Raw genomic sequence first — 12,274 nt, forward strand, 5'->3', positions numbered from 1 at the left:
GCCGGCATGGACGCCGTCGAGACCTTCAACAGCCTTCCCGCGGTACGCCTCGAGGAAGATCTCCTGGCCTGTTGCGCGGCACCGAGCTGGGGTGCCGAGATCGTCGCGAAACGCCCGTACCGCGAGAGATCCGGGATCGTCACCGCCGCCGACCACGCCGCGCGACGCCTGAGCTGGCCCGACGTGCTGACCGCATTGTCCGCGCATCCGCGGATCGGGGAGCGCGCGACCGGCGGCTCGACCGAGGCCGGCTGGTCGCGGGGCGAGCAGTCCACGGCGGCCGGCACGGCGGACGACGCGAGCCGGGCCGCGCTGGTCGAGGTCAACCGGGCGTACGAGGAGAAGTTCGGTCACGTGTTTTTGATCTTCGCGAGCGGGCGGACGCAGGCGGAGATCCTCGCGGCGGCGCGGGCGCGGCTCGGCAACGACGAGGCGGCCGAGCGGGCGATCGTGGCGGGCGAACTTCGCAAGATCGCGCTGCGGCGGCTGGAACGGGTGCTCGATGCCCTCTGACAGCGGCACCGAGGCCGAGTTCCACGCGCGGATCTCCACGCACATCCTCGACACGGTCAAGGGCGAGCCGGCGCGTGACGTCTACGTGCGGCTGGAGCGGCGCGACTCGGGCGGCTGGCGCATGATCGCCGAGGGCCGCACCGACCAGGACGGCCGCCTGCGCTATCGGGTGCCGCTGCACGAGTGGCAGGCCGGCGGTTATCGGCTCTTCTTCTACGTGGAGCCCTATCTGGGCGACGACGCCTTCTTCCCGGAGGTCACGGTCGCCTTCCACGTGCACGACCCGGAACGGCACTACCACGTACCGCTGCTGCTCAGCCGGTACGGCTACACGACCTATCGAGGGAGCTGACGAGCGTGTCGATCGTGCTGGGACCGAACCGCTACGGCAAGGCGGAGACTCGGCTGCTGCGGGTGTCGCGCGACGGTGAGACGCGCCGGCTCGCCGATTTCAACGTCAGCGTGGCGCTCTCCGGCGACCTCGCCGCCACCCACCTCACCGGCGACAACGCCGGCGTGCTGCCCACCGACACCATGAAGAACACGGTGTACGCCTTCGCGAAGCAGCACGGGGTCGGCGAGCCCGAGGAGTTCGCGCTGCTGCTGGCCCGGCACTTCGTGGACAGTCAGCCACAGGTGCGGGCCGCCACGGTGGGCGTCGAGTCGTACGGCTGGGATCGCCTCGGACCTTATTCGTTCCAGCGTTCGGGTGCGCAGACGCGGACCGCGACGGTCACCGTCACCGCGGAGGAGATGCAGGTCGTCTCCGGGGTGACCGGCCTGGTCCTGCTGAACGCGACCGCGTCGGAGTTCCACGGCTTCGTCCGCGACGAATACACGACGCTCCCGGAGACCGACGACCGCATTCTGGCCACCGCTGTCGACGCGCGCTGGCGGCATCTGGGCGCCGACGACGACTGGGGCAAGTCGTTCACCGCCGCGGTGGACGCGCTGGTCGCGGCATTCGTGAATACGTACAGCTATTCGCTTCAGCAGACGCTGATGTCGATGGGCTCACGGGTGTTGCAGACCCGGCCGGAGATCGCCGAGATCCGGCTCGCCCTGCCGAACAAGCATCACTACCTCGTCGACCTGTCGCCGTTCGATCTGGACAACGACAATGAGGTCTTCATCGTGGGCGACCGTCCGTACGGGTTGATCGAGGGCACGGTGACCCGCGACGACGTACCACCACCGCTGACGGAGTGGTATCTGTGATCCTCATCGAGAACGCCGCGGTCGCCACCGCCGACCCGGACGACACGTATTACGGCGACGGCCACGTCGTGGTGGGCGACGACGGGCGCATCGTCGCGGTCGGTCCGGGGCACGCGGGCCGCTATCCGGGCTCGGTGCGGCGGATCGACGGCACCGGCTGCCTGGTCACGCCCGGTCTGATCAACACGCATCACCACCTCTATCAGTGGGTGACCCGGGGGCTCGCGCTGGACAAGACGTTGTTCGGCTGGCTCACCGAGCTGTACCCGATCTGGGGCCGGCTGGACGCCGAGATCGTCGGGGCCGCGGCCGGTGCCGGGCTCGGCTGGCTGGCGCTCTCCGGCTGCACGACCAGCATGGATCATCACTACGTCTTCCCGCGCGACGGCGGCGACGTGCTGGCGGCCGAGATCGAGGCGGCCCGCACGATCGGGGTGCGGTTCCACCCGGCGCGCGGCTCGATGGATCTCGGCCGGCGCGACGGCGGCCTCCCGCCGGACAATGTGGTCGAGGAGACCGACGAGGCCCTGGCCGCGACCGAGGCCGCGATCGACCGCTGGCACGACCCGTCGCCGGCGAGCATGCTGCGCGTCGCGGTGGCGCCCTGCTCGCCGTTCTCGGTGACGTCGAAGCTGATGAGCGAGGCCGCGGCGCTGGCCCGCCGTAAAGGCGTGCGATTACACACGCATCTCGCCGAGACCGACGACGAGGAGGGCTTCTGCCTGCAGCGGTTCGGCTGCACCCCGATCGAGTACGCGGAACGCGTCGGCTGGCTCGGCGCGGACGTCTGGCTGGCGCACGGCGTGCACCTGTCCGACTCGGCGATCGCCCGGCTGGCGGCGACCGGCACCGGCGTGGCGCACTGCCCGAGTTCGAACGCGCGGCTGGGCACCGGCTCGGCCCGGGTGCGTGAGCTGCTCGATCAGGGTGTGCCGGTGGGCCTGGGGGTGGACGGTCCGGCCTCGCAGGAGGTGTCCCAGCTGGGCGCCGAGCTGCGGCAGGCGCTGTATACGGCGCGCCAGCGCGGCGGTCCGGGCACGATGAGCGCGGCCGGGGCGCTGCGGTTGGGGACCATCGGGGGCGCGCGATGCCTGGGTCGCGCGGACGAGATCGGCTCGCTGCAGACCGGCAAGCTCGGTGACCTGGTCATGTGGCGGCTGGACGGGCTGGCCCACGACGGCATCGACGACAGGCTCGCGGCGCTGGTGTTCGGGCCGCCGACCACCGTCGAGCTGTCGCTGGTCGGTGGGGTGCCGATCGTTCAGCACGGTGAGCTGGTCAATGCCGATGAGGAAGCGCTGGCCCGGCAGGCCCGCCGGGCGCATCGCCGTCTGCTCAGGCGCTAGGAAGCCCCATCAAGCGCTAGGAAGTCCCGTCAGGCGCTAGGACGTCCCGTCAGGCGCTCGGGAAGTCCCAGCCGAGCTGCAGGAACATGCCTAAGCGGTCGGAGACGGCGCGGATCTCGGCGATCTTGCCGTCGCGCACCTCGAAGATCCAGATCTGCTCGACCTCGAAGGTGCGGCCGGTCGGCTCGGGCATCCGCGGGTGGGCGCCGGTGTGCCGCCCCCGCACGACCAGCCGGGCCACGACCGTGTCGCCCTCCGCGATGAGTTGCCGCGGTTCCATCGAGCCCTCGCCGAACGCCGCGAGCTGCTGCCGGAAGCCCTCGAACGCCGCGCCCGGTTCGTCCGCCTCGCCGTAGATCACCTTGTTGTGGTCGATGACATCGGCGGCCATGTAGTCGGGCCAGTCCGCGAAGCGGCGCTCGTTGACCGCGGCGAAGAAGCCCTCGACGACCTTCTTGTTCATTCTTACATCGTAAGTTTCCACGGCATGAGCGTATATTTACGCCGTAAGAATCGTCAAGGGGGTTGTGTGGCCGCGAAGCGAACCCGCGGGGTCCGGGCCGGGCTCACCCGCGATCAGGTCCTGGACGCCGCTCTCGCGCTCGCCGACCGGGAGGGACTCGCCGGATTGACCATGCGGCGGCTCGGCGCGGAGCTCGGTGTCGAGGCGATGACGCTTTATCACTATGTGCCGAACAAAACGGCACTTGTCGATGGCCTGGTCGAGCGGATCTTCACCACCGCATACAGCATCGGTGGCACCTGGCGGGAGGCGCTTTCCTCGTACGCCGAACGGCTGCGCTCGACGCTGCTGGAGCATCCCGCGGTGTTGCCGGTGATCGTCCGCCCGGTCGTGACGCAGGCCACTCTGGACGCCGTGGAGGAGATGCTGCGGCTCCTGGTCGACGCCGGGTTCCCGCTGGGTCGTGCTCTCGACTCGCTGAACGCCCTGACGTTGTTCGTCATCGGCCACACGTCGGCCGAGGTCGCGATCGGTCCGGACAGCTCGCCGGAGGTGGATCCGGATCGACATCCGCTGATGGTCGCGGCCGTCCGGTCGGGGGCGGGAGCCGACGACTACGACCGGTTCCGGTACGCGGTGGCGGCCATGCTGACCGGCTTCGACGAGTTATCCACAGGCGGCGACGGTCGCCGGGACGGAACCCGCCCGCTCCACTAGGTTGAGGGAAGCCGAACCGATTGGAGCGTCGCGATGACCGAGATCCTGTCCGACGAGGCCGTGGCATTCGTCGCCGACTTGAACAGGCGATTCCGGCCGCGGCGCAACGAGCTTCTCCGGGCCCGCACGGCCCGCCGCGAGGCGATCGCCGCCGGCGGCACGCTCGGCTTCCTGAGCGAGACGGCCGAGATCCGCGCCGCCGAGTGGTCCGCGCCACCCGCCCCCGCCGACCTGCGCGACCGGCGCGTCGAGATCACCGGCCCCACCGAGCGCAAGATGACGATCAACGCGCTCAACTCGGGCGCCAAGGTGTGGCTGGCCGACCTGGAGGACGCGAACACCCCGCACTGGTCGAACGTGGTGGACGGCCAGCAGAACCTGTTCGACGCGATCCGGCGCACGATCACGCTGGAGACCCCGCAGAAGACGTACGAGCTGAACGGCGGACCATACCCGACCATCGTGATGCGCCCGCGCGGCTGGCATCTCGACGAGCGGCACCTTCCAGTCGACGGCGAGCCGGCGGTCGGCGCCCTGGTCGACTTCGGTCTCTACTTCTTCCACAACGCGGCAGAGCTGCTGTCGCGCGGCAGCGGACCTTATCTCTATCTGCCCAAGATGGAGTCGCACAAGGAGGCCGAGCTGTGGAACGACGTTTTCACGCACGCCCAGGAGACGCTCGGCATCCCGGTCGGCACCATCCGCGCGACAGTGCTGATCGAGACCATTCCGGCGGCGTTCGAGATGGAGGAGATCCTCTACGCGTTGCGCCCGCACATCTCCGGGCTGAACGCGGGCCGCTGGGATTACTTGTTCAGCATCATCAAGTATTTCCGCGACAACCCGTCGATGATCCTGCCGGACCGCGCCTCGGTGACGATGACCGCGCCGTTCATGCGGGCCTATACCGAGCTGCTCGTCTCCACCTGTCATCGCCGCGGCGCGTTCGCGATGGGCGGCATGGCCGCGTTCATCCCCAGCCGTCGTGACCCGCAGGTCAACGAGATCGCGCTGGCCAAGGTCCGGGAGGACAAGGAGCGCGAGGCCGGCGACGGGTTCGACGGCTCCTGGGTGGCGCACCCCGACCTGGTCCCGGTCTGCCAGGAGATCTTCGACCGGGTGCTCGGCGACCAGCCCAACCAGCTCGGCAAGCAGCGGCCCGACGTGTCGGTGACGGCGGCCGACCTGCTCAACGTGGCGGCCACCGAGGGCGCGGTCACAGAGGCCGGGCTGCGCAACGACGTGTCGGTCGGTCTGCAATACCTGGAGGCCTGGCTGCGCGGCAACGGGGCTGTGGCGATCAACAACCTCATGGAGGACGCGGCGACCGCCGAGATCTCCCGATCCCAGGTGTGGCAGTGGATCCACAACGCCGTCCGCCTCGACGACGGCACCGACATCACCGCGGATCTCGTGGGCCGCATCGAGGACGAGGAGCTCGCGAAGATTCGCGGCACCATCGGCGACGAGGCGTGGGCGGCCGGCCGGTTCGACGACGCGCGCAAGCTCTTCGAGCGGGTGGCGCTCGCCGACGACTTCGCCGACTTCCTGACCACCGCGGCATACGACTCGATCGACTGATGCGGCTCACCGACGCCGACTACGCCGACTTCGACGTCCGGCTGGCGGCGCACGACGCGTTCCTCCGCTCGCGGTACCCGGGGGAGCGTGGCGGCCGGCAGCCGATCCACACGGTCTACGTCGCGGCCGACCGCCTGGACGGTTTTCGCGAGTGGGGTGCGCTGGCGCTCAAGGCGATGGACGAGCACGAGTTCCCGTGGGACGGCGCCGACATCCGCGGGAAGCTCCAGCACGAGCCGATCGAGGATCTGCGCGTCGACTTCGAGGACGGCTATGGCGTCCGCGACGACGCGCAGGAGGACGCGGCCGTCCGCAAGGCGGCGTCGACGTTGGCGGCGGGGCCGCGTCCGCCGTTCGTCGGTGTGCGGATCAAGTCGCTGGAGGCGGCCACTCGCCGTCGTGCGCTGCGGACGCTCGACCTGTTCTTGTCGTCCTATCAGGACACCTTCCACATCACCCTGCCGAAGGTGAGTGGCGTCGACCAGGTTTCCGCGATGGTCGCGTTGCTGGAGCGGCTCGAGACCGCGTACGGGCTCGCGGCCGGCACCCTGCGTTTCGAGATCCAGGTGGAGTTGCCCGCCGCGATCCTGGCCGCCGACGGCACCGCGACGGTGGCCCGGCTGATCGGTGCCGCCGGCGAGCGTTGCGTCGGTCTGCACTACGGCACGTATGACTACAGCGCCGCGGCCGGTGTCGCGGCGGCCTATCAGGCGATGGACCATCCGGTGGCCGACCACGCCAAGGCGGTGATGCAGGTGGCGGCCGCGCAGACCGGCGTGCGGTTGTCCGACGGTTCCACCAACGTCTTGCCGGTCGGCTCGCGCGACGAGGTCCGGGCCGCGTGGGAGTTGCACCACCGGTTGGTGCGCCGGTCCTTGGAGCGGGGCTTCTACCAGGGCTGGGACCTGCACCCGGCGCAGCTCCCGACGCGGTACGCCGCGACCTACGCGTTCTTCAGCGACGGGCGCGACGCGGCGGTGACGCGGCTGCGGCGCTACCTCGACCGCCAGGAGAGCGGCATCGCCGACGAGCCCGCCACGGCGCGGGCCCTGGCCGGCTACTTGCTGCGCGGCCTGGATTGCGGTGCGCTGACCGACGCGGGCTTCCCCCGAAGCGACCTCGCGGCCTTCATCTGATTTCGGGGCGCCGTTGAGCCTTCTGACCTGCGAACTACCCTCGGGCGCCCGGAACGCCTTCGTCTGCCTGACCGGTTGGCTCCTCCGCTCGGCCGCCGTGCAGGTGTGGCCGTCCTCACCCGGCTCCTTGTCACGTCTGGGCCCCTTCCGCTCGTCAATCGGCGACAGGAAGCACGCCCCAGCCCCTGCGGTGGCTGGCGAGAAGGCAAGAGGATCCGTTTTGCGAAGTTTGACCCTTCGCCGGGCCGCGGTCGCCGTCGTGGCCACGGCCGTGGCGTTACCGATAGCCGTCAGCAATGGGGATGCGAGCGGGGCGTCCCGGACCGCGGACGTGATCGAAGGATTCCCGGGCGGGTCGACATCGGGCCAGCCGGGCGGGCCGGGCCAGCCGGGCGGGCCGACGCCGGGCCGGCAGGCTGTGCCCGCGGCGCCAGGGCGGCCGGGTGGGCCCGGGACGCTGGTGTCGGCCACCCCCATCGGGAACCTTGACCCGGGGCTCGCGTCGGTGGCCGCGCGGGCGGACCGCATTCTCTACCGGTCGCAGTCGCTGGGCGGCGCGCCCATCGTGGTGAGCGGCGCGCTGCTGACGCCGAAGGGGAAGCCGCCGAAGAACGGCTGGCCGGTGGTCTCCTGGGCGCACGGATCGTCCGGGATCATCGACCGGTGTGCGCCCTCGACCGCGCTGGACGCGGACGGGAAGGTCGACCTGTACGGCTACGGCGGGTTTGTCGCGATGCTGCTCAAGGCCGGGTACGCGGTGACGGCCACCGACTACGAAGGGCTCGGCACGGCGGGCGAGCATCCCTACATCGTCTCGGACAGTGAAGGCCGTGGGGTGATCGACGCGGTCCGGGCCGGCATCCAGGCGGACCCGGCGCTGTCGCACTCCTGGTTCGCGGTCGGGCACTCGCAGGGCGGGCAGGCCGCCCTCGCCGCCGGCGAGCTGGCCCCGAGCTGGGGCAAGGGGCTCGACTTCCGGGGCACGGTGGGACTGTCGCCGGTGACCAACGTGGGGGTGGCGTACGAATACGGCTCACCCGGACCGGTCGACCGCGGGTTCTATCTGCTCGCCCTGCACGGTCTGAAGACGGTTCATCCCGACCTCCGATACGACCAGTACCTGGGTAAGCAGGCGCTGGCCCTGCTGCCCAAGGCCGAGCAGGAGTGCACCGCGGAGATCTGGACCGAGTTCTCCGCGAACCTCGGTGCGGGCCTGACCGATTACCAGTTCACCCCGCAGACACCCGAGGCCGCGCTGCGGATACAAAGCTGGCTGGACGAGCAGAGCGAGCCTCGACGCAACACCGCCGGCCCGATCCTGCTGCTGCAGGGCAACCAGGACCCGTCGATCAAGCCGGCCGTGACGTGGCAGGCGGTTCTCAACGCCCGCGCGTCCGGCAGCGCCGCCGAGTTCCGCCTGTATCCGGGCAAGGACCACTACGGCGTGCTGACCTCCGGCAAGGACGGCGGCGCGGCGGACGACGTCATCGCCTGGCTCAACGTGCACAAGGGACGGTGAGGGACACGACATCCGCGATCCGGGCCGGCGGTGCGGAGCCGCCGGCCCGGGTGTTCCAGCAGCACCGGCCGGTGCTGCTGGGTGTCGCCTATCGCATGCTCGGCAGCTTCGCCGACGCCGAGGACGTGGTGCAGGAAGCCTGGCTGCGATGGTCCGGAGTGGACCATGCGGCGATACACGGCAGCCGGCAGTTTCTGGTCGCGGTCGTCTCCCGGCTGGCGATCGACCGCATGCGACTGGTGTACCGGCGGCGCGAGACGTACGTCGGGACGTGGCTGCCCGAGCCGGTGCGTGCCGACGAGGCCGGGCCGGCCGACACGGTGGCGCAACGGGACACCCTGTCGCTCGCCACGCTGCGGCTCATGGAGCAGCTCACCCCGCCCGAGCGCGGGGTGTACGTGCTGCGGGAGGCGTTCGAACTGCCCTACGAGGAGATCGCCGGGATCCTCGGGCTGCGCGCCGACCACACCCGCCAGCTGCACCGGCGTGGCGTCGCGCGGCTCGCCGCCGAGCGGTCGCGGTTTCCGGTCGATCCGGGCGTCCACCACGACCTGGTCGAACAGTTCCTGGTCGCGGCGCGCACCGGGGACCGGGCCGGACTGCAGCGGCTGCTCGCCCACGATGTGACACTGTGGACGGACGGCGGTGGCAAGGTGAGCGCCGCGTTGCGACCGGTGTCCGGGGCCGACAAGGTGGCGCGGCTGTTCGCCGGAACCATCGCCAAGCGGCCCGGGACCACGTTCCGGATGGTCGACGTCAACGGGGAACCGGGCGTTCTCGTGCGGCGGGGTTCGCGATGGCAGGTCTGCGCACTCGAGATCGCGGACGGCCGGATCGCCGGTGTGCTGTGGATTTCCAACCCGGACAAGATGCCCGCCGCGAGGTGGGCAGGGGCCGGTCGGGGGTGATCGGCGCAAGGGGCCGGGGAGCCGGCCGCGGCAGCCGCCGGAGGCGGGGGACTTCGTGGTGCGGTTGGGGCGGGATCGACGGCGTACGCGGATATGGTTAGGCATGGCTGATCTCGTGGTGCGGTCCCGGCGGGGTGTCGTCGCGGGGGAGGAGCGCGGGGTGGCCGTCGCCGTGGAGCGCGGGGTCGTCGTGGCGGTGCGGGAGTATGGGGCGCGGATCCCGGCCGACGAGGAGCGTGACCTCGGGGATCTCGCGTTGCTGCCGGGGCTGGTCGATACGCATGTGCATGTCAATGAGCCGGGGAGGACGGAGTGGGAGGGGTTCGCTACGGCTACGCGGGCGGCCGCTGCCGGTGGGGTGACCACGATTGTGGACATGCCGCTGAATAGCTTGCCGCCGACGGTGGATGTCGATGCGCTGGAGATCAAGCGGAAGGCGGCTGCTGGGCAGGTTTACGTTGATGTGGGATTTTGGGGCGGGGCGGTTCCCGGGCATTTATCCGACTTGTCGGGAATGTTGGAAGCGGGAGTTTTCGGGTTCAAGGCGTTTCTTGCCGACTCGGGGGTGCCGGAGTTTCCGCCGTTGAGTGCCGATCAGCTTGGTGCGGCTATGGGTGCTGTTGAGGCGCTCTTCGTGGTGCATGCCGAGGATCCGCTTCACCTGCGTGCTTCTTCGCATTTCGCGAAATATCGGGATTTTTTGGACTCGCGGCCGCCAGAAGCCGAGGTTGCCGCCGTGCGGACCGCCATCGCGCAGGCCTCGAAAGCGGGGGCGCGCGTCCACATCCTGCATCTCTCGGCAGCCGCCGCGGTCGACACGATCAAAGAGGCTTTCCCGGTACGCGTCACCGCCGAGACCTGCCCGCACTACCTGACTTTGGACGCGGCCGAAATCCCCGCGGGCGCGACGGAGTTCAAATGCTGCCCGCCGATCCGGGACGCCGGCAACGCCGACCGGCTGTGGCAGGCGCTGGCCGACGGTGTGATCACGTGCGTGGTGAGCGACCACTCGCCGTGCACACCGGACCTGAAACGCGGCGACTTCGCGCAGGCGTGGGGTGGTATCGCGTCGGTGCAACTCGGCCTGCCGGTGATGTGGACGGCCGCCCGGGAGCGGGGCTTCCGGCTGTCCGATGTGGTCGGCTGGATGTCGCGCAACCCCGCCGATCTGGTGGGGCTCACGCGCAAAGGGCGGATCGAGGTGGGCGCCGACGCGGATCTGGTGGCGTTCGATCCGGAGGCGACGCTCGTGGTCGATCCGGAGCGGCTGCATCATCGGCACAAGGTCACCCCGTACGCCGGTCGGACCCTGCACGGCGTCGTCCGGAGTACGTGGGTGCGGGGTCGTGAAGTGACCGGTTCGCGGCCCGGGGGTCGCTTGCTGAAGCGAGGGGACACGTGATGGCTGACGAGTTCACGCTGCTGCCCGATTTGGCGTCGCGGGCGCTTGGTGGCGGGGTCATTTATGCGACCGATGAGCTCTTCGCCGCGGCGGACCACCTCGTGTTGCCGGAGCCGCCGGTTTTCACGCCGCGTACGTTCGGGCATAAGGGGCAGGTGTACGACGGGTGGGAGACTCGGCGGCGTCGCGAACCCGGGGAAGATGTGGCGATTGTGCGGTTGGGGGCGCCCGGGGTGATTCACGGGGTGGACATTGATACGGCGTTCTTTACCGGCAACTTCCCGCCGTACGCGTCGATTGAGGCGGCTGCCGTGTCTGGCTTTCCTCTTTCTCACGAAATTTCAGGATGGAAGACGCTGATTCCGAAATGTCCTATCAAAGGAGACACTCGGAACCTTTTCCCCGTCGACGATTCGACCCGCTTCACCCACGTGCGCCTCACGATCTATCCGGACGGCGGCGTCGCCCGGCTGCGCATCCACGGCGAAGCGGTCCCCGATCCCACCCTGCTCCCCGAGACGTTCGATCTGGCCGCCATCGCGCACGGCGCCCGCATCACCGGTTGCAGCAACATGTTCTACGGCCACCCGCAGAACATGCTCATGCCCGGCCAGGCCCGCCACATGGGCGACGGCTGGGAGACCTCGCGCCGCCGCGACGACGACAACGACTGGGTGATCGTCGAGCTGGCCGCCCCCGGCGAGATCAGCCTCGTCGACCTCGACACGAGCTACTTCAAGGGCAACGCGCCCAGCTCGGCCTCCGTGCGCGGCGCCGACGCCGACGAGTGGTTCGACATCCTGCCGCGCACCCCGCTGCTCCCCGACACCCCCCACCGATTCCCGGTACGCCCGGGCCGAGTCGCCACCCACGTACGCCTCGACATCTTCCCCGACGGCGGCATGGCCCGGCTGCGCCTGCACGGCCGGCCGGCCCCCGGCTTCCTCGACGAAAAGTTCCGCCGGCACGCGCTCCGCTGAGCCATCATGTGTCATGGCATACGACGAGCACCTGGCCGAACGGCTGCACGAACGCCTCGACGTGGACCCCGCCGTGCACGCGCGCAAGATGTTCGGCGGCCTGGCCTTCCTGACCAACGGCAACATGACCGTGGGCGTCCACGCCGACGAGCTGATCGTCCGCCTGCCACCCGAGGCCATCGAGGCAGCCTTGACCAGGCCGGGCGTACGCCCGTTCGTGGTCGGCGGCCGAGGCATGCGCGGCTGGGTTTTGGTGGCCCCGGAGCAGCTCGACGACCCGGAGCTCGACGGCTGGCTGGCCGAGGCGCGGGCCTTCGTGGGCACGCTCCCCGCCAAGCCCGGGTCGTAGCCGGCGAGTTGCTGCGGGGCGAGCTGACCCCGTAAGGCCCGAGGCGTGGTCGGCGACCTGGCGTGGGGCGAGCTGACCCCGTAAGGCCCGAGGCGTGGTCGGCGACCTGGCGTGGGGCGAGCTGACCCCGTAAGGCCCGAGA

Annotated in this window: 13 protein-coding genes; 12 read left to right on the forward strand and 1 reads right to left on the reverse strand. The window is 70.1% G+C overall.

Annotated elements, in window-relative coordinates; all coding sequences use genetic code 11:
- Nucleotides 1-6: 6 nt before the first annotated feature.
- Genes uraD through HH310_RS09075 form a run of 4 tightly spaced genes read left to right on the forward strand, consistent with a single transcriptional unit; the run spans nt 7 to nt 3,077 of the window.
- Nucleotides 7-513, forward strand: a complete 507-nt coding sequence (uraD, locus tag HH310_RS09060; RefSeq protein WP_169174977.1) for a 2-oxo-4-hydroxy-4-carboxy-5-ureidoimidazoline decarboxylase — start codon at nt 7-9, stop codon at nt 511-513.
- Nucleotides 503-865: a hydroxyisourate hydrolase gene (gene uraH / locus HH310_RS09065; protein ID WP_169174978.1), complete on the forward strand. Its 363-nt coding sequence runs from the start codon at nt 503-505 to the stop codon at nt 863-865. The genes uraD and uraH overlap by 11 nt, the downstream gene beginning before the upstream one ends.
- Before the next feature lie 5 nt (nt 866-870).
- Nucleotides 871-1,731 (forward strand): factor-independent urate hydroxylase, encoded by an 861-nt coding sequence (gene pucL, locus HH310_RS09070; protein WP_169174979.1) that lies wholly within the window; start codon nt 871-873, stop codon nt 1,729-1,731.
- Nucleotides 1,728-3,077 carry an 8-oxoguanine deaminase gene (locus HH310_RS09075; RefSeq protein WP_169174980.1) on the forward strand — a complete coding sequence of 450 codons (1,350 nt, stop codon included), beginning with the start codon at nt 1,728-1,730 and terminating at the stop codon, nt 3,075-3,077. The genes pucL and HH310_RS09075 overlap by 4 nt, the downstream gene beginning before the upstream one ends.
- A 49-nt stretch (nt 3,078-3,126) precedes the next feature.
- Here the strand turns inward: HH310_RS09075 and HH310_RS09080 are convergent, their stop codons facing one another.
- Complete coding sequence (locus tag HH310_RS09080; RefSeq protein WP_169174981.1) at nt 3,127-3,540, reverse strand: ester cyclase; 414 nt, start codon at nt 3,538-3,540, stop codon at nt 3,127-3,129.
- A gap of 66 nt (nt 3,541-3,606) precedes the next feature.
- Here HH310_RS09080 and HH310_RS09085 point away from each other — a divergent pair, with 66 nt between their 5' ends.
- From HH310_RS09085 to HH310_RS09120, 8 genes are all read left to right on the forward strand, one after another.
- On the forward strand, nt 3,607-4,257 hold the full coding sequence (locus HH310_RS09085) for a TetR/AcrR family transcriptional regulator C-terminal domain-containing protein (RefSeq protein ID WP_312033925.1): 651 nt from the start codon (nt 3,607-3,609) through the stop codon (nt 4,255-4,257).
- Between the two features lie 33 nt (nt 4,258-4,290).
- Nucleotides 4,291-5,838 (forward strand): malate synthase A, encoded by a 1,548-nt coding sequence (aceB, locus tag HH310_RS09090; protein ID WP_169174983.1) that lies wholly within the window; start codon nt 4,291-4,293, stop codon nt 5,836-5,838.
- Nucleotides 5,838-6,974 (forward strand): DUF6986 family protein, encoded by a 1,137-nt coding sequence (locus HH310_RS09095; RefSeq protein ID WP_169174984.1) that lies wholly within the window; start codon nt 5,838-5,840, stop codon nt 6,972-6,974. Before aceB ends, HH310_RS09095 begins: the two co-directional genes overlap by 1 nt.
- Before the next feature lie 220 nt (nt 6,975-7,194).
- Entirely contained in the window at nt 7,195-8,493 is a 1,299-nt protein-coding gene (locus tag HH310_RS09100) for a lipase family protein (RefSeq protein WP_169174985.1), read from the forward strand.
- Nucleotides 8,490-9,401, forward strand: coding sequence for an RNA polymerase sigma factor SigJ (gene sigJ, locus HH310_RS09105; protein WP_312033926.1), 912 nt, complete (start codon nt 8,490-8,492; stop codon nt 9,399-9,401). The genes HH310_RS09100 and sigJ overlap by 4 nt, the downstream gene beginning before the upstream one ends.
- A 103-nt stretch (nt 9,402-9,504) precedes the next feature.
- Entirely contained in the window at nt 9,505-10,803 is a 1,299-nt protein-coding gene (gene allB, locus HH310_RS09110; RefSeq protein WP_169174986.1) for an allantoinase AllB, read from the forward strand.
- Nucleotides 10,803-11,783 (forward strand): allantoicase, encoded by a 981-nt coding sequence (gene alc, locus HH310_RS09115; RefSeq protein WP_169174987.1) that lies wholly within the window; start codon nt 10,803-10,805, stop codon nt 11,781-11,783. Before allB ends, alc begins: the two co-directional genes overlap by 1 nt.
- Nucleotides 11,784-11,796: 13 nt before the next feature.
- Nucleotides 11,797-12,132 carry a TfoX/Sxy family protein gene (locus HH310_RS09120; protein ID WP_169174988.1) on the forward strand — a complete coding sequence of 112 codons (336 nt, stop codon included), beginning with the start codon at nt 11,797-11,799 and terminating at the stop codon, nt 12,130-12,132.
- The last annotated feature ends 142 nt before the right edge of the window (nt 12,133-12,274 follow it).

The organism is Actinoplanes sp. TBRC 11911, from assembly GCF_012933445.1.
Lineage (GTDB): Bacteria > Actinomycetota > Actinomycetes > Mycobacteriales > Micromonosporaceae > Actinoplanes.

What these genes read in the sequence shown, in the direction of transcription:
- uraD (WP_169174977.1), top strand. Translation starts at nt 7, where the DNA reads ATGGACGCCGTCGAGACCTTCAACAGCCTTCCCGCGGTACGCCTCGAG.
- uraH (WP_169174978.1), top strand. Translation starts at nt 503, where the DNA reads ATGCCCTCTGACAGCGGCACCGAGGCCGAGTTCCACGCGCGGATCTCC.
- HH310_RS09080 (WP_169174981.1), bottom strand. Translation starts at nt 3,540, where the DNA reads ATGAACAAGAAGGTCGTCGAGGGCTTCTTCGCCGCGGTCAACGAGCGC.
- aceB (WP_169174983.1), top strand. Translation starts at nt 4,291, where the DNA reads ATGACCGAGATCCTGTCCGACGAGGCCGTGGCATTCGTCGCCGACTTG.
- HH310_RS09095 (WP_169174984.1), top strand. Translation starts at nt 5,838, where the DNA reads ATGCGGCTCACCGACGCCGACTACGCCGACTTCGACGTCCGGCTGGCG.
- allB (WP_169174986.1), top strand. Translation starts at nt 9,505, where the DNA reads ATGGCTGATCTCGTGGTGCGGTCCCGGCGGGGTGTCGTCGCGGGGGAG.
- alc (WP_169174987.1), top strand. Translation starts at nt 10,803, where the DNA reads ATGGCTGACGAGTTCACGCTGCTGCCCGATTTGGCGTCGCGGGCGCTT.
- HH310_RS09120 (WP_169174988.1), top strand. Translation starts at nt 11,797, where the DNA reads ATGGCATACGACGAGCACCTGGCCGAACGGCTGCACGAACGCCTCGAC.